Below are 16991 nucleotides of genomic sequence, written 5' to 3' on the forward strand. Positions count from 1 at the left end.
ATAAGGCTTAAACTAATGAAAATAGCCTCAAGAATAGTAAGAAGTAGTCGCTACATAATATTTAAGCTTTGCAGTAGCTACGCATATAAAAATGATTTTTATGAGATTGTAGCAAATATTCACAAGTTAGAATGAAATTCTTTTATTATTGTTCTTTGATAAGTTCAAAAAGTAAAATTTTATACTATAGGTGAAATCTATTCTTCTTTAATGTAAATATCTGTAATTTATGAAAATTTTATTCATATAACAATTATACTAAGATTTCTTATAAATATTTTTCAGTTTAATTTTTGGTTGGTGAATAATTCAGGCTAAGATTTCTTATAAATATTTTTCAGTTTAATTTTTGGTTGGTGAATAATTCAGGTTAAAGTAATTTTAGGAGAGAGACGGTTTGAAATTGTCTAACAGATTAAATAGGGTTCCAAAGTATATTTTTTCAAGACTCGATGAATTAAAAACAAGCTATAATGCAAAGGGAATAAAAGTGATAGATTTAAGCATAGGTGATCCTGATATAGAAACCCCAGAATTTATAGTAGATTATTTAACTGAAGCATTAAAATATCCTAACTATCACAAATACCCACCATATGATGGTATAGAGGAACTTAAAATGTCTATAGCTAATTATTACAAAAGAAGGTTTAATGTGGATTTAGATTATAAGGATGAAGTTGCTGTGCTTATAGGCTCTAAAGAAGGAATAGCACATATGTTTCTTGCACTTACAGATATAGATGATTATGTTATTATACCTGATCCTGCATATCCTGTTTATAGAGCAAGTGCATATATTGCAGGATGTAATGTATATACAATGCCTTTAACGTATGAAGATAAATATTTGCCAAGATTAGAAAATATATATGAAGAAGTAAAAAGGAAGGCAAAGCTTCTTGTTACCAATTATCCTAACAATCCAACAGGTGCAGTTTCAAACATTGATTTTTTTACAAAATTAATTAAATTTGGAAAAGAAAATGATATATTAATAGCAAATGATGCTGCCTATGTTGAAATTCTATCAAATGCACAAAAGCCTCTAAGTATATTACAGGTTGCTGGAGCAAAGGACATAGCTATAGAATTTGGTAGTCTTTCTAAGTTGTTTAGTATGACTGGTTGGAGAATTGGATATGTTGTTGGTAATAAAGAGGCAATAAGCAAAATTGTTTCAGTTAAATCCAATTTTGATTCTGGTCAGTTTATTCCAATACAGAGGACAGCTGCCTTTGCACTTGATTTTTCTGATGTATATGTAGATTTTATTAACGATATATATAGAGAAAGAAGAAAAATAGTAGTAGATACTCTAAGATCTAAGAATTTAACAGTGTTTGATTCGGAGGGAACCTTCTATGTTTGGTTTAAAATACCAGACAATTATAAATCAGAAGAATTTTGTACAATGCTATTGGAAAAGGCCCACGTTTTAATTACACCTGGAAATGCATTTGGTGATAGAGGAGAAGGATTTGTTAGAATATCATTAACCTGTAATAGTTTAGACTTAAGGGAAGCTATGGACAATATAAAAGCGATAGATTTTTAATAAATCTCCTCCATAATTTATGGAGGAGATTTATAAAATAATCTTGAAAAATTATGTATACATTAGATATAATAAGAAAGAATGAAAAAAATAAAGATTAAAGGTTAGAAGGTGAAATTGTGGTAAAGAGTATGACAGGATACGGGAGAGGGTATTCTGAAATAAACAACAGAGCGTTTACTGTAGAATTAAAATCTGTAAATAACAGATATTTAGATATTAATATTAGATATCCTAAACATTTAATGTCTCTTGAAGATAAAATTAGAAAATTTATATCCTCATATATATCAAGAGGTAAAATTGATGTTTACATATCACAGGATAGATTCAGCAAGGATGACATAGAGGTAAAGCTTGATGAAAATATAGCAAAGGCCTATTGTGATGCCTTCCATATTATGAGCGAAAAATTAAATTTAGAGAATGATATAACAGTTTCAAGGCTGTCAAAATTTCAAGATGTGTTGAGTATTGAAAAGAAGGAAGAGGTTACTGAAGAAATTTGGCAGGTTCTAAGCAATGCTTTAGAAAATGCATTAAATATGTTTATTGACATGAGACAAAAAGAAGGTATAAAATTAAGCGAGGATTTAATAACAAGATGTGATAAAATAGCTGAATTAGTAAATAAAATTGATGAAAGATCAGACTTGGTGGTTGAAGAATATAGGGAAAAAATATATCAAAGAATTTCTGATTTTTTAAAGGATATTGAGGTTGATGAGGCAAGGCTTTTGAATGAAGTTGCATTTTTTGCAGACAAGTGTAATATAACAGAGGAAATAGTTAGATTAAGAAGTCACGTTAAGCAATTTAAGGAAAGCTTAAATTCCGATGAACCTATAGGTAAAAAGCTTGATTTCTTAGTTCAGGAGATGAATAGAGAGACAAATACAATAGGTTCAAAATCAAATGATCTTACTATTACAAACATTGTAGTTGAAATTAAAAGTGAAATAGAAAAAATTAGAGAACAAATACAAAATATTGAATAGGAGGAACAATAATGGCAATAAAATTAATAAACATTGGTTTTGGTAATATTGTATCAGCAAATAGAATCATTGCAATTGTAAGTCCAGAGTCAGCACCTATTAAAAGAATAATTCAAGAGGCAAGAGATAGAGGAATGCTAATTGATGCTACATATGGAAGAAGAACCAGAGCAGTTATCATCACAGATAGTGACCACGTTATATTATCAGCAGTACAGCCAGAAACTGTTGCACATAGATTATCAACAAAAGAAGAAGTAGATGTAATAGAAGAATCAGAAGAATAAAGGAAGGGTAATGCTATGAAAAATAAAGGACTTTTAATTGTTATTTCTGGGCCATCAGGTGCAGGTAAGGGAACAATCTGCAGAGCACTTTTGGAAAAGCATCCAGAAATAAAATTATCAGTGTCTTGTACTACAAGAAGTCCAAGACAAAATGAAGTAGAGGGAATAAATTATTACTTTATCTCAAAGGATAAATTTAAACAGATGATTGATAAGGATGAGTTCTTAGAATATGCAGAAGTTTATGATAATTATTATGGAACTCCAAGAGAAAATGTTGAACGTATATTAAATGAAGGAAATGATATAATATTAGAAATAGATATACAAGGTGCACTTAAGGTTAAAGAAAAATATCCAGAAGGTGTATTTGTGTTTATCATGCCACCTTCAATGGAGGAATTAAAAAATAGAATAAAAAAGAGGGGTTCAGAAACAGAAGAATCTCTTTTAAAGCGTTTTAAATCAGCTTTTCAAGAGATTAATTATGTTGCAAATTATAATTATGTAATTGTAAATGATGTAGTAGAAGATGCAGTTGAAAGACTTGAAGCGATAATTATAGCAGAAAAGTGTAGAGTTGATAGGTTAAAGGGAAACTATATATTTTTGCAGGAGGGATTCTTAAATGACTAATAATACTAATATGATTAATCCATCAATTGTTTCACTATTACAAAAGGTTAGCGATAGATATTCACTTGTAGTAGTTACAGCAAGACGTGCAAGACAGCTAATTGATAAAGCGGAACCTCTTGTTAAAGTAAATTCAAACAAGCCTGTTACCATTGCAATAAATGAAATTAATGAAGGAAAAATTAAGTATGAGAGCTTAAAATCAGGTATAAAATAATTGAGGTGTTTATATGTCAAAAAATGTTGTAATAGGGGTATCTGGTGGAATAGCCTGCTATAAGGCTTTAGATATTGTAAGCAGGCTGAAAAAAAAGGGTATAAACGTATATGTAATTATGACAGAATCAGCAACCGAATTTGTTGCACCCCTTAGTTTTCAATCGTTAAGTCAAAATTATGTTGTGGTTGATATGTTCGAAGATCCGAAAACTTGGGAGGTAGAACATATTTCACTTGCTGAAAAGGCAGATGTTTTTGTAATAGCACCAGCAACAGCAAATGTTATAGGTAAGATAGCAAATGGAATTGCAGATGATATGCTGACAACAACTGTTATGGCAACAAAAGCTCCAGTTTTAATAGCACCAGCAATGAATACCAATATGTATGAAAATAAAATAGTTCAAAGAAACATAGAATTTTTAAAGTCTATGGGCTATTATTTTATAGAACCTGAGTCAGGTAGACTTGCTTGTGGAGCAGTTGGAAAGGGCAAGCTTGCAGAACCAGAAAAAATAGTAGAATATATTGAAATGCTCCTTTATAAAGAGAAGGATTTAGTAGGTAAAAATATTTTGATAACAGCAGGGCCTACAAGGGAGGATATTGATCCTGTTAGGTTTATTACAAATAGGTCCACAGGGAAGATGGGCTATGCTATAGCAAAGGCGGCAAGGGATAGAGGAGCAAATGTAACACTTATTACAGGTCCAACAGATTTAACCCCACCATCCTTTATAGATGTTGTAAACGTATATAGTGCTGAGGATATGTATAGAGCTGTTAGTGATAGATTTGATAAATGTGATGTTTTGATTATGTCGGCAGCTGTTGCAGATTATAGACCTAAAGAAAAAAGTAATATAAAAATAAAAAAATCAGATGATGATCTAAAAATAGAACTTACCAGAAATAAGGATATATTATATGAAATTAAAGAAAAAAAATCAAGACAAGTTGTAATAGGTTTTGCAGCTGAAACAAATGATGTTTTAGAAAATGCAACAAAGAAAATTAAAAAGAAAAATTTAGATTATATTATAGCAAATGATGTAAGTCAAAAGGATAGTGGTTTTGGAACAGATACAAATACTATAAAAATTATAGACAAGTTTGGGAATGTAAAGGACTACCCAAATATGTCAAAATTAGATGTAGCACACACCATTCTTAATTTATTAGTTAAATAAGCAGAAAAAAAAGAGCACTTCTGCTCTTTTTTTGTACTTATAACTAATGATGAAGATATAAATTATTTATAGCTATATAATCTTCTTTTATAAAAGAGGAGCTTTTTATGATGTGGAGGATAATATATGATAATAGCATCTGTATGTATTGATAATCCTTCTAAAGAAATTGATAGGCTTTTTGACTATTCTGTGCCAGATAGTTTGAAGGAGAGTATAAAAATAGGTATGAGGGTAATCGTACCCTTTGGAGCATCAAATAAGCTTATCCAGGGTGTTGTCCTAGAGATAAATGAAAAAAGTGAAGAAGAAATTAAATATAAAGAGATTTATGATATTATCGATGAGGAATTTATTTTACCTCAGGATTTGATTAAACTTGCGTATTTTATGAAGAAAAAATATGTGTGTACATTAAGTGAAGCAATCTATTCTATTCTTCCACCTAAAATGGGAATTTCAGAGTGTATTGAAGCAAAGATAATTACAGAAGATTGTAGTATATGTTCTAAAAAAGAAAAGCAGTTTTTATCAATGTTAAATAAAGATAAATATCTTAAAATTGATTTAAAGTCAATTAATATAAAAAGAGCAGATTTAATAAGTATGAGAAACAGGGGTATTATAGATTTAAAAATAGAAACAAAACAAAATTTAAATAAAAAAACAGTGCAATTAGTAAGACTTAAAGACAATAAAAAGGCAATAGAATTATTAAATAATAAAAAATTAAAGCAACAAAGAAATATTATAGAGTATTTTTTAAATAATAATATAAATGAAATTCTGTTATCTCAACTTATCGATATATTAGGTTGCTCAAGAGTTACAATTAAATCATTAGAAGAAAAAGGTGTAATTGAAATATTTGAAAGGGAAGTATATAGAGAGGTTGCAACAGAATATGCCAATTATCCTAAACACATCTTATCTCATATTCAAAGGAAGGCATTTGAGTCCATATTAAATGAATATAGAGAAGGTAGAAGGGTTTCTTTAATAAGAGGTGTTACAGGTTGTGGTAAGACAGAAATTTATCTTAATTTAGTTGAATACTTTATTAATTTAAATTATGGGGCAATAGTTTTAGTACCTGAAATATCATTAACACCTCAAACCGTTGAGCGATTTAAAGGTAGATTTAAGGATAAGGTGGCAATACTTCATAGTAGGCTATCAGATGGAGAAAGATATGATGAATGGAGAAGAATAAGCCGAGGAGAGGCAAAAATTGTAGTTGGTGCAAGATCTGCTGTGTTTGCACCAGTTGAAAATTTAAAGCTGATAATAATTGATGAAGAGCATGAGTATTCCTATAAGTCAGAACAAAACCCAAAATATTTAACACGCGAGGTTGCAGAACAAAGAGTCAATTTAATTGATGGTCTTTTAGTTTTAGGTTCTGCTACTCCTTCAATTGAGAGCTATTATAATGTTAGTAGGGGAATTTATAATCTGATAGAAATAGATGAAAGAGTAAGCGGTTCAACTTTACCTGATGTACATATAGTAGATATGCGTCAGGAATTAATTACGGGAAATAGGTCAATATTTAGCAGAGAATTATATAGCTCTATTGAAGAAAATTTAAAAAATAATAAACAGACCATTTTATTTTTAAATAGAAGAGGTTATTCTACCTTTGTTTCCTGTAGAGAGTGTGGCTATGTGTGTAAGTGTTCAAATTGTGATGTGGCAATGACATACCATATCTCTACAAATACACTTGAGTGTCATTATTGTGGCCAGACGATGCATATACCAAAACTTTGTCCTAAATGTAAAAGTAAGTACATTAAGCATTTTGGTGCAGGTACAGAAAAAATTGAACAGGAAGTTAAGAGATTATTTCCTTCAGCACGTGTAATTAGAATGGATATGGATACAACAAGAAAAAAGGGAGAACACGAAAGGTTATATAGACTTTTTAAGGAACATAAGGCAGATATATTGATAGGAACTCAGATGATAAGCAAGGGTATGGATTTTAAAAATGTAACTTTAGTTGGAGTTGTTGCAGCAGATACAATGCTTAATCTTCCTGATTTTAGAGCAGCAGAAAGAACATTTCAACTTCTTGTTCAAGTAGCAGGAAGGGCAGGTAGAGGATATGATAAGGGAAAAGTTGTTATTCAAACCTATGAGCCTGAACATTACAGCATACAACTTGCAGCAACACAAAATTATAATGAATTCTATAAAAAGGAGATTGAAATTAGAAGATTTCTAAATAACCCTCCCTTCACAGATTTAACATATTTTCTTTTTACATCTAATAATGAAGAAGAGCTAATAAAAATATGCAAAGAAATAGAACAAGAGGTAAAAAGGGTTATTCCAAGTGATTTTACAATACTTGGTCCAACTCCTAATTTTATTTCAAAAATTAAAAATACGTTCAGATGGAATATGATGATTAAGGGATGTATAGTTGATTATATAGATATTATTGATAAAATAATATATGATAAAACAAGAGCAACATCAGTTAAATATTCGATTGATTTAAATCCATATAGCTTAATTTAAAGGAGTGATATAAAATGGCATTAAGACAAATTAGAAAAGTAGGAGATGACGTTTTAAGAAAGATAAGCAAACCTGTAGTTAAGTTTGATAAAAGGTTAAAGATTTTGGTGGAGGATATGATAGATACTATGTATGAAGCAGATGGTGTTGGATTGGCAGCACCACAGGTTGGTATATTAAAAAGGGTTATAGTAATTGATGTAGGTGATGGACCAAAGGCATATATTAATCCAGAGATAATCTATGAAGAGGGAGAACAAATAGACGATGAGGGGTGTTTAAGTGTGCCAAATAGAAGAGGTCCAGTAAAAAGACCTTATAAAGTTAAAGTAAAAGCTCAGGATATAAATGGAAATGAGTTTATAGAAGAAGGTGAAGAACTTTTAGCACGTGCATTTTGCCACGAGATTGACCATTTAAATGGAGTATTGTTTATTGACAAAATAATTGAGCAGGGAGAGTGATTAAATGAAGGTTGTATTTATGGGAACTCCAGATTTTGCAGTTCCTACTTTAAAAAAATTAATAGAAAAACACGAAGTTATAGCTGTATTTACTCAACCAGATAAACCAAAGGGAAGAGGACAAAAGGTTCAATATTCACCCGTAAAAGAGGTTGCATTAGAACATAATATACCTGTTTATCAACCAAGTAAAATAAGAAAAGAAGTAGAATATATTGAAGAACTTAAGAACTTGAATCCAGATGTTTGTGTGGTTGTAGCTTATGGTCAAATACTTCCAAAAGAAGTTCTTGATATACCAAAGTATGGATGTATAAATGTACATGCATCACTTTTACCGGAACTTAGGGGTGCAGCACCTATAAATTGGTCTATAATCAATGGAAATAGAATTACAGGTGTTACAACGATGATGATGGATGTTGGACTTGATACAGGGGATATGCTTCTTAAAAGAGAGGTTGAAATTTTAGATACAGATACTGCAGGTTCTATACATGATAAGCTTATGATTGTAGGTGCTGAACTTTTAATCGAAACTTTGGAAAAAATAGAAAAAGGTGATATAACACCAGAAAAACAGGATGATTCTAAGGCTACCTATGCTCCAATGATGGATAAGGAGCTTGGGCACATTAATTGGGATAAAAATGCAAGAGATGTATTTAACTTAATTAGAGGGGTTACTCCTTGGCCAAGTGCATATTTTTATTATGATGATATAATGATTAAGGTTTGGAGATGCGAATTAATAGAAGGTGGAAAAAATGATGTGGCTGGTAAAATAGTAGATGTAAGTAAAGATGGGGTTAAAATAACCTGCAGAGAGGGTATAATAGTATTGAAGGAAATACAGAAGCAGGGAAGTAAGAGAATGGATATTGCAACATTTTTAAATGGTAATAGTCTTGAGGCTGGAAAGTTATTAAAATAGGGGTGATTTTATGTTTTATTATGATAGTACTTTTGTCATTTTAATACCTGCCATATTGCTTTCGCTTTATGCACAAGCAAAAATACAGTCTACTTATTCGAGGTATTCAAGAGAGTATTCTTTATCAGGTTTAACAGGTGCAGAGGCAGCAAGAAGGATACTTGATTACAATGGGTTATATGATGTTGCAATAGAGATGATACCTGGAAATTTAACGGATCACTATGATCCCAGGGATAGAGTGCTAAGATTATCCCAAGGCGTATTTCATAGTTCTTCAATTGCAGCAATAGGAGTTGCAGCCCACGAAGCAGGCCACGCACTACAGCATAATAGAGGTTATGCACCACTTATATTTAGGAATGCGTTAGTTCCAGTTGCAAATATTGGTTCCAACCTATCTTGGGTTTTAATTCTTTTAGGAATTTTTTTAAGTAGTGCAGGTCTAATAAACCTTGGAATTTTGCTCTTTACAGCCGTTGTTTTGTTTCAAGTTATAACATTGCCAGTAGAATTTAATGCAAGTTCAAGAGCTTTAAATCAGCTTGATAATTATAATATTTTATATAAAGAAGAGCTTTATAAAGCAAAAAAGGTACTTAGTGCAGCAGCACTAACTTATGTTGCAGCAACTCTTATGGCTATTTCTCAACTTTTAAGACTAATTGTATTGACTCGTGATTCCCGTGACTAATTATGAAGGAGGTTAAACTTCCTTCATAATTTTATATTACAGATTTGGAGGTTAATTATGAAGGATTTGGCACGATACGTTGCAGTAAAAACACTGTGTGATATTGAAGAGGGAGCATTTTCTAATATAAAGCTAAATTATTATTTTAAAAAATATGATATGAAACCTATAGATAGAGCATTTACTTCTGAAATTGTGTATGGTACTTTGAGGAACTTAATAAAAATAGACTATTTTATAAATAAATTTTCTAATATAAAAACAAGTAAAATGACAAAATGGGTACTCAATTCTATAAGGATTGCTGTATATCAGATATTTTTTATGGATAAGGTTCCAGAATATGCAGCAATAAATGAATCTGTTGAGATAGTAAAACAAAAAGAAAAGAAGGCGTCAGGCTTTGTTAATGGTGTTTTAAGAAGTATATTAAGAAACAGGGAGCAATTTAATCAAATTAATGTTAAGGACAAGATAAAAAAATTATCAATACAATACTCACATCCTGAGTGGATGGTAAAAATGTTTATTGATGAATTTAAAGAACAATTTACGGAAGAGCTTCTAAAGGCTAACAATACTACGCCAAACTTAACAATTAGAGTTAATACTTTAAAAATTTCAAAGGAAGATTTAAAGAATATATTAGAGCAAAAGGGAATAAAGGTATATGATGGTGTGGTTGAAGAGGCATTGATATTAGAAGATTTTTCTAATATAGAAAAATCAGAGGAGTTTAATAAGGGGCTTTTTATAATACAAGATGAAAGTTCTATGTTACCAAGTAGGGTGTTAGATGTAAAAGAAGGTATGAAGGTTTTAGATTTATGCAGTGCACCAGGTGGCAAAACAACGCATATTGCACAGCTAATGAATAATAGGGGAGAGATAACAGCCTTTGATATTCATGAACATAAATTGAAATTGATTAAAGATAATTCAAGAAGATTAGGTATAGATATTATAGATGCTAAATTAAAGGATGCACAGATTTTTATGGAGGAGTATACTGACTATGCAGATAGAGTTTTGGTTGATGCACCTTGCTCTGGACTTGGACTTTTAAGAAAAAAACCAGAAATAAAGTATAATGTAAAAAGGGAGGATATAAATAAGTTAACCCTAATACAAAAAAGTATTTTAAACAATGCAGCAAAATATGTGAAAAAGGATGGATTTATTGTATATAGTACTTGTACAATAACATTACAGGAGAATGAGTGGGTAATTGAGGAGTTTTTAAAGGAGAATGATAATTTTGTTTTAGAGGATATAAATGAATTTTTACCACAAGAGCTAAAAACACAAAAGAAATATGTGAAGATATTTCCAAACGTACATAAGATGGATGGATTTTTTATAGCAAAACTAAAAAGAATAAGGTGATATTATGATAGAGTTAAGGAGTTTGAGTCTAAAGGAGATGCAGAATTTCATAGAAGAGATAGGCGAACCTAAGTTTAGAGCTAAACAGGTATTTAAATGGATACATAAGGGTGTTGAAGATTTTGAAAGTATGACAGATTTATCTAAGAATTTAAGGATAAAGCTGTCAGAAAAAGCATACATAAAAAATATGGAAATAGTTAAAAAACAAGTATCTAAAGTAGATGGAACTGTAAAATATTTATTAAAATTATTGGATGGTAATTTGATTGAATGTGTTTTAATGAGGTATAATTATGGTAATTCAATATGTATTTCAACTCAGGTTGGATGTAGTATGGGGTGTAAATTCTGTGCTTCAACAATTGGAGGTAAGATTAGGAATTTAACATCAGGGGAGATGATAGGTCAAATTATAATGGTTCAAAATGATATAAAAGAAAGGATATCAAATATTGTATTAATGGGAGTTGGTGAACCCCTTGATAATTTTGATAATACTATAAAATTTTTAGAGCTTCTAAAGGAACCAGAGGGGCTACATATAGGTATGAGGCATATAACTATATCAACTTGTGGGTTGGTTCCAGAAATTAAAAGATTAGCAGATTTAAATTATCAAATAACACTTGCGATATCACTTCACGCACCCAATGATGAAATAAGAAAAAAAACTATGCCTATTGCAAATAGATACTCTATAGAGCAAATATTAGATGCTTGCAGATATTATATTGAAAAGACAGATAGGAGAATTACCTTTGAATATACGATGATAGATGGGGTAAATGATGAAAGGGAACATGCTGAAGAGTTAGCGGGAAAATTAAAGGGGCTTTTGTGTCATGTAAATTTGATACCTATAAATGACGTAACTGAAAGAGATTTAAAGAGGTCTAATCAAGATAAAATAGTTAAATTTAAGAATATTTTAGAGAGTAGAGGAATAGAAACTACAATAAGGAGAGAATTGGGGACTGATATTGATGCGGCTTGTGGCCAGCTGAGAAGAAGGTATCAAGAAATTTAAAGAGGTGGTTTTGTGTATATATTTTGCAAGACAGATATTGGTAAAAAAAGAGAGTTAAATGAGGATTATGTACTTGTTTTTAAATCCCCCAATTATAGTCTTATGATTGTAGCAGATGGAATGGGGGGACACAATGGAGGAGAAGTTGCGAGTGAAATTGCTTCAACTACAATAAAAGAATATATTTTTAATAATTTTAGTAAAACAGAAGATAAATTAGAACTTGTTAGAGATGCAATTGTATATGCTAACAGTGTTGTATATAAGATTTCAAAGGAAAATGATAATTTAAGGGGTATGGGAACAACGATTACTTGTTGTTTACTTCTTGATAAAAGGGCCATAATAGGTCATGTTGGTGATTCAAGAGCCTATAGAATAACAGATGACTATATTATAAAGGTTACAGAGGACCATTCCTTTGTACAGCAGTTAATAAATAAAGGCACTATTACAAAGGAGGAGGCTGTAAATCATCCTCAGAAGAATTTAATTACAAGAGCAATAGGCGTTGATGAGTACGTTATGGTTGATATAGTTGATTTTGAATTAAAGGATAATGAAATAATACTTCTATGTACTGATGGTTTAACAAATTACATAAGTGAAGAGGAGATAAAGGAGATTGTTTTGAAGGAAAAGGATCCTATAAAAACATTAATAGATACTGCAAATGAACGTGGTGGAGCAGATAACATTTCAGTTATTGTTGCACAAAAGGAGGTGGGGAAATGAATTTAATAGGTACAACCTTAGGTGGACGTTATATAATTGTGGAACAGATTGGTGAAGGTGGAATGGCAATTGTTTATAAAGCCAAAGATCAGCTCCTAAATAGATATGTTGCAGTTAAGATTTTAAAGCAGGAATTTACACAGGATGAAGAGTTTGTAAAGAAGTTTAAGAGGGAATCTATAGCAGCAGCAAGCTTAACTCATCCTAACATTGTATCAATTTTTGATGTAGGTGAACAGGATAACATTTATTATATTGTAATGGAGTATATAAAAGGTCAGACTCTTAAGGAATATATAAAAAGCAATGGGAAAATAGGTTATAAAAGAGTTTTAGATATAACACTACAGATAGCTATGGCGTTAGATAATGCCCATAAAAATGGGGTTGTTCATAGGGATATAAAACCACACAATATAGTAGTTACAGAAGAGGGAACAATTAAAGTGACGGATTTTGGAATAGCAAGGGCTTCAACAGTAGCAACAGTTACTAATACTAATAAGGTTTTAGGTTCTGTGCATTATCTGTCACCAGAACAGGCAAAGGGTGGTTTTAGCGATCATAGAACAGATATATATTCACTTGGTGTTGTTATGTATGAGATGTTAACTGGAAGACTGCCATTTGATGCAGAAAGTCCCATATCAGTTGCTATAAAACACATTCAGGAGGATATTACAGAACCTATCGCAATTGATACTTCTATTCCAAAGACTGTAAATGATATAGTTAAAAAAGCTCTACAGAAGGATATGTTTAAAAGATATCAAAGTGCAAAAGAGTTAGTGGACGATATTATTAAAGTTAAAGAAAATCCTAATGCAGTAATAAATAATTTTGATGAAACACAGTCCACCCGAATTATTGATGTAAAAGAGGTGGATAAGGTATTAAAGAATAAAAAGAAAAAGAGCATAATTAAACCTCTATTTATTACATTATCAGTTTTAGTTGTGTTATTTACAGCAGGATATATAATACTAAGTAAAAATTTTGTTGTAAAGGATGTTGAAGTTCCAAACATAATTGGATTGAATGAGGAAGAAGCAAAATTAAAACTTGAACCTTTAAGATTAAAGCTTGAAGTGGAAGGTAAGGAATACAGTGATAAACCTGAAGGCACTATTATAAAGATGTATCCTGAAGATGGAATAAAGGTAAAGGAAGGTTCGACAATAAGAGTTAAACTAAGTGCTGGACAGAAAAAAGTAATTGTACCAGATTTAAAGGGACTTGATCTTCTTGAGGCAGAAATATTGTTAAAAAATAATGGTTTAAAAAGAGGAAGCATAGAAAGAAAATATAGCGATGAAGTTGAAAAGAATAGAATAATGGATCAGGACCCAAAGCCTAATACTGAAATAATAGAGGGTGCAGAAGTAAATATAGTAATAAGCGATGGTAAGGAAGAAAAGTTTACAAAGGTTCCAATCTTATTGGGCAGAAGTATTGAAGAGGCAAAGGCACAGCTTCAAGCAGCAAACTTAGTTTTAGGGAATATAACCTATGGATATGATTCAAAATATATTGAGGATGTTATAATCTCTCAAGATGTGGCAGCAGGCGTTACTGTCAAAGAAGGAACTATGATAAATGTTGTTATTAATAAAAAAGAACTTGAACAAACTCAAGAAGGACAAAATAACACAGGAAACAATCAATAGGGAGGTTGTACGATGCAGCAAGGCCGTATAGTAAGGGGCATTGCAGGATTCTATTATGTAAAATTAGATGATGGCAGTATAGTTGAGTGCAAAGCAAGAGGAAAATTTAGAAGGGATAAGTTGTCTCCAATAGTTGGAGACAACGTTATTGTTGAGAAAATAGATGATGAAAAAGGCGTAATTGATAGCATTCTGCCAAGAAAGAATGAATTAATTAGGCCACAAGTAAGTAATATAGACCAAGCAATTTTAGTTTTTGCACTAAAGGATCCAGATATCAGCCTTGAGGTTCTTGATAGAGTTTTAGTGCTTACAGAATATAATAATATAGATGCTGTTATTTGTTTTAATAAATGTGATCTTGATGTAGATAATAAATTTGATTATTTAAGTAAAATATACAGCAGTATAGGGTATAAAGTTATTAAAACAAATGGTAAAACAGGAGAAGGAATTGAAGAAATAAAAAAGATTTTAAAAAATAAAACAACAGTGTTTGCAGGTCCTTCAGGTGTTGGTAAATCTACAATATTTAATAAAGTTCAAAACAAGGTAATTATGCAGACAGGAGAAATAAGTAAAAAGGTAAGTAGAGGCAAACATACTACAAGGCATGCAGAATTAATTGACATTGATGATAACACATATTTAGTGGACACTCCAGGTTTTTCATTAATAGATTTATCCTTTATTGAAATTGAAGAGCTTCAAAACTATTTTAGAGAATTTAATGAATATAGTTCAGAATGTAGATTTACATCTTGCCTTCATTTTAAAGAACGAGATTGTATGATTAAAAATAAGGTTGAAGAAGGTGTAATATCAAAGGATAGATACGATAACTATATAAAGTTCTTAACTGAGTTACAACAAAATAGGAGGTACTAATGATGATAAAGATTGCACCATCAATTCTGTCAGCAGATTTTAGTAGGCTTTATGAAGAGATAAAAAAGGTAGAGGAGGCAGGAGCAGATTACCTTCATATTGATGTAATGGATGGTCATTTTGTTCCTAATATTACAATAGGTGCACCGGTTGTTAAGGCAATTAGAAAGAATAGTAATTTAGTATTTGATGTTCATTTGATGATAGAAAACCCTGATTATTATATTGAAGATTTTGCAAAGGCTGGTGCAGATATAATAACTGTTCACGCTGAGGCTTGTAGACATCTAAATAGAACAATACAAAATATAAAAAGCTTTGGCAAAAAAGTTGGGGTAGCTTTAAATCCCGCAACTCCACTTAATGTTTTAGATTATTCATTAGAGTATATTGATATGGTACTGATTATGACTGTTAATCCAGGATTTGGAGGACAAAAATTTATCCCTAATATGGTGGAAAAGATTAAAAAGCTAAAAACCACTATACACTCAAGAGGACTTAATATAGATATTGAGGTAGATGGAGGAATTAAACTTGATAATTTTAGAGAGGTTGTTGAGGCTGGAGCTAATGTATTAGTAGCTGGATCTGCAATATTTGAATCAGATGACATTAAAAAAACAACAAGTGAATTTAAAAAGTGGTGAAAAAATGAAGGCTCTTGTTATAGCACACGGTTACAATTCTAAAGAGGTATTAAAAAGAGAATTTAAGGATGCAGATTTAATTATATGTTCAGATGGTGGGGCAATTTATGCTATGGAGATAGGTATTAAGCCAGATATAATAATTGGTGATTTAGACTCTATTGATAAGAATGTATATGAATATTTTTTAGAAAATGGAATTAAAATAGTTTCCTATCCAAGGGAAAAGGATTTTAGTGATACTGAGCTTTGTGTTGATTATGCAATAGACTCTGGTGCAGACAGTATATGCATAATTAGCGGGATTGGTTCAAGAATAGACCATAGTCTAATAAACATAAGCTTATTATACAAAATAAAAAGTAAAGGTGTAGATGCGTATATAGCAACAGATTCAGCATATATTTATATTTGTAATGATTATTTACAGATAGAAGGAGAAATAGGTGATACATTATCGTTAATACCTTTAACTTTAGAGGTTAAGGGTATAACCACAAAGGGTTTAAAATATAAATTGGTTGATGGCAATATTCGACTGGGACAATCAATAGGAGTTTCAAATGAATTTATTGAAAAAAGTTGCTCCATCAAGGTAAAGGAAGGCATACTTATAGTTGTAAAACAAAAGTTAATATAATTATTTTATAAAAATAGTCTCAATTTAAATATAAAAATCCCATAGTAGATGCATATAATAATATAAAGCAGCTATTATGGGGTTTTTTATATGAATTATAAATTTAAAAGATTGATTTCATATTTTTTAATTGGAATAGGTATAGTATTAATATTGATTTTTCTGCCACTTTGGATTTGTGTAAATGATAAAATCAAAATGTACGAAAAGTGGAAAATAAAAATGTACAAAATTGTACAAGTATTTGGTATCCTTCTTAATGGGAGGGATACCAAATATGATGAATATAATAGCTCAATTAAATATATTAAAAGCGATGGAACTAAAGCCTAATTTTTCAGAACTTGCAAGAGAATATGGAATGGATAGAAGAACTGTAAAGAAATATTTTGAAGGGTATGAAGGAAAACCAAAAACTAAAAATAAAACAAGTAAATTGGACAAATATTATGATGAAATAAAAGCGAAGCTTGCAATTAAAGGAAC

18 protein-coding genes and 1 pseudogene are annotated in these 16991 nt (G+C 30.7%); all 19 read left to right on the top strand.

Going from position 1 to position 16991, the window contains the following annotated elements; all coding sequences use genetic code 11:
• A partial coding sequence (locus BUB63_RS13445) for a transposase (protein WP_143290251.1) occupies positions 1-135 on the top strand: 135 nt, incomplete at its 5' end.
• Between the two features lie 262 nt (positions 136-397).
• Positions 398-1558: an aminotransferase class I/II-fold pyridoxal phosphate-dependent enzyme gene (locus BUB63_RS10870; RefSeq protein ID WP_073249744.1), complete on the top strand. Its 1161-nt coding sequence runs from the start codon at positions 398-400 to the stop codon at positions 1556-1558.
• Positions 1559-1677: 119 nt separating this feature from the next.
• Positions 1678-2556 (top strand): YicC/YloC family endoribonuclease, encoded by an 879-nt coding sequence (locus BUB63_RS10875; protein ID WP_073249746.1) that lies wholly within the window; start codon positions 1678-1680, stop codon positions 2554-2556.
• Positions 2557-2567: 11 nt separating this feature from the next.
• Positions 2568-2843, top strand: a complete 276-nt coding sequence (gene remA, locus BUB63_RS10880; RefSeq protein WP_027307409.1) for an extracellular matrix/biofilm regulator RemA — start codon at positions 2568-2570, stop codon at positions 2841-2843.
• 15 nt (positions 2844-2858) lie between these two features.
• Positions 2859-3479: a guanylate kinase gene (gene gmk / locus BUB63_RS10885; protein ID WP_027307410.1), complete on the top strand. Its 621-nt coding sequence runs from the start codon at positions 2859-2861 to the stop codon at positions 3477-3479.
• On the top strand, positions 3472-3696 hold the full coding sequence (gene rpoZ, locus BUB63_RS10890; RefSeq protein WP_027307411.1) for a DNA-directed RNA polymerase subunit omega: 225 nt from the start codon (positions 3472-3474) through the stop codon (positions 3694-3696). Before gmk ends, rpoZ begins: the two co-directional genes overlap by 8 nt.
• Before the next feature lie 13 nt (positions 3697-3709).
• Positions 3710-4888 carry a bifunctional phosphopantothenoylcysteine decarboxylase/phosphopantothenate--cysteine ligase CoaBC gene (gene coaBC / locus BUB63_RS10895; RefSeq protein ID WP_073249748.1) on the top strand — a complete coding sequence of 393 codons (1179 nt, stop codon included), beginning with the start codon at positions 3710-3712 and terminating at the stop codon, positions 4886-4888.
• Positions 4889-5014: 126 nt separating this feature from the next.
• Positions 5015-7417, top strand: coding sequence for a primosomal protein N' (priA, locus tag BUB63_RS10900; protein ID WP_073249750.1), 2403 nt, complete (start codon positions 5015-5017; stop codon positions 7415-7417).
• A gap of 14 nt (positions 7418-7431) precedes the next feature.
• On the top strand, positions 7432-7881 hold the full coding sequence (def, locus tag BUB63_RS10905) for a peptide deformylase (RefSeq protein ID WP_073249752.1): 450 nt from the start codon (positions 7432-7434) through the stop codon (positions 7879-7881).
• Between the two features lie 4 nt (positions 7882-7885).
• Positions 7886-8815: a methionyl-tRNA formyltransferase gene (fmt, locus tag BUB63_RS10910; RefSeq protein WP_073249759.1), complete on the top strand. Its 930-nt coding sequence runs from the start codon at positions 7886-7888 to the stop codon at positions 8813-8815.
• A gap of 10 nt (positions 8816-8825) precedes the next feature.
• Complete coding sequence (locus tag BUB63_RS10915; protein WP_073249761.1) at positions 8826-9509, top strand: zinc metallopeptidase; 684 nt, start codon at positions 8826-8828, stop codon at positions 9507-9509.
• 57 nt (positions 9510-9566) lie between these two features.
• A complete protein-coding gene (rsmB, locus tag BUB63_RS10920) occupies positions 9567-10895 on the top strand; it encodes a 16S rRNA (cytosine(967)-C(5))-methyltransferase RsmB (RefSeq protein WP_027307417.1) in 1329 nt (442 codons plus the stop codon).
• 4 nt (positions 10896-10899) lie between these two features.
• Positions 10900-11925, top strand: coding sequence for a dual-specificity RNA methyltransferase RlmN (rlmN, locus tag BUB63_RS10925; RefSeq protein WP_073249763.1), 1026 nt, complete (start codon positions 10900-10902; stop codon positions 11923-11925).
• Between the two features lie 12 nt (positions 11926-11937).
• Positions 11938-12660, top strand: coding sequence for a Stp1/IreP family PP2C-type Ser/Thr phosphatase (locus tag BUB63_RS10930; RefSeq protein WP_027307419.1), 723 nt, complete (start codon positions 11938-11940; stop codon positions 12658-12660).
• Positions 12657-14327 carry a protein kinase domain-containing protein gene (locus BUB63_RS10935; protein WP_073249765.1) on the top strand — a complete coding sequence of 557 codons (1671 nt, stop codon included), beginning with the start codon at positions 12657-12659 and terminating at the stop codon, positions 14325-14327. The genes BUB63_RS10930 and BUB63_RS10935 overlap by 4 nt, the downstream gene beginning before the upstream one ends.
• Positions 14328-14339: 12 nt before the next feature.
• Complete coding sequence (rsgA, locus tag BUB63_RS10940; RefSeq protein ID WP_073249767.1) at positions 14340-15215, top strand: ribosome small subunit-dependent GTPase A; 876 nt, start codon at positions 14340-14342, stop codon at positions 15213-15215.
• 2 nt (positions 15216-15217) lie between these two features.
• Positions 15218-15865 carry a ribulose-phosphate 3-epimerase gene (gene rpe, locus BUB63_RS10945; RefSeq protein ID WP_027307421.1) on the top strand — a complete coding sequence of 216 codons (648 nt, stop codon included), beginning with the start codon at positions 15218-15220 and terminating at the stop codon, positions 15863-15865.
• A 4-nt stretch (positions 15866-15869) separates the two neighbouring features.
• Positions 15870-16505: a thiamine diphosphokinase gene (locus BUB63_RS10950; RefSeq protein ID WP_027307422.1), complete on the top strand. Its 636-nt coding sequence runs from the start codon at positions 15870-15872 to the stop codon at positions 16503-16505.
• A gap of 277 nt (positions 16506-16782) precedes the next feature.
• Positions 16783-16991, top strand: a pseudogene (locus BUB63_RS10960) (IS21 family transposase); the annotation flags it as partial.

This window comes from Caloramator proteoclasticus DSM 10124 (assembly GCF_900129265.1).
GTDB lineage: Bacteria > Bacillota > Clostridia > Clostridiales > Caloramatoraceae > Thermobrachium > Thermobrachium proteoclasticum.

Excerpts from the sequence above, each read along its gene's own strand:
- gmk (WP_027307410.1), top strand. The coding sequence starts at position 2,859 with ATGAAAAATAAAGGACTTTTAATTGTTATTTCTGGGCCATCAGGTGCA.
- fmt (WP_073249759.1), top strand. The coding sequence starts at position 7,886 with ATGAAGGTTGTATTTATGGGAACTCCAGATTTTGCAGTTCCTACTTTA.
- BUB63_RS10915 (WP_073249761.1), top strand. The coding sequence starts at position 8,826 with ATGTTTTATTATGATAGTACTTTTGTCATTTTAATACCTGCCATATTG.
- BUB63_RS10935 (WP_073249765.1), top strand. The coding sequence starts at position 12,657 with ATGAATTTAATAGGTACAACCTTAGGTGGACGTTATATAATTGTGGAA.
- remA (WP_027307409.1), top strand. The coding sequence starts at position 2,568 with ATGGCAATAAAATTAATAAACATTGGTTTTGGTAATATTGTATCAGCA.
- rpoZ (WP_027307411.1), top strand. The coding sequence starts at position 3,472 with ATGACTAATAATACTAATATGATTAATCCATCAATTGTTTCACTATTA.
- priA (WP_073249750.1), top strand. The coding sequence starts at position 5,015 with ATGATAATAGCATCTGTATGTATTGATAATCCTTCTAAAGAAATTGAT.
- rsgA (WP_073249767.1), top strand. The coding sequence starts at position 14,340 with ATGCAGCAAGGCCGTATAGTAAGGGGCATTGCAGGATTCTATTATGTA.
- rpe (WP_027307421.1), top strand. The coding sequence starts at position 15,218 with ATGATAAAGATTGCACCATCAATTCTGTCAGCAGATTTTAGTAGGCTT.
- rlmN (WP_073249763.1), top strand. The coding sequence starts at position 10,900 with ATGATAGAGTTAAGGAGTTTGAGTCTAAAGGAGATGCAGAATTTCATA.
- coaBC (WP_073249748.1), top strand. The coding sequence starts at position 3,710 with ATGTCAAAAAATGTTGTAATAGGGGTATCTGGTGGAATAGCCTGCTAT.
- def (WP_073249752.1), top strand. The coding sequence starts at position 7,432 with ATGGCATTAAGACAAATTAGAAAAGTAGGAGATGACGTTTTAAGAAAG.
- rsmB (WP_027307417.1), top strand. The coding sequence starts at position 9,567 with ATGAAGGATTTGGCACGATACGTTGCAGTAAAAACACTGTGTGATATT.
- BUB63_RS10950 (WP_027307422.1), top strand. The coding sequence starts at position 15,870 with ATGAAGGCTCTTGTTATAGCACACGGTTACAATTCTAAAGAGGTATTA.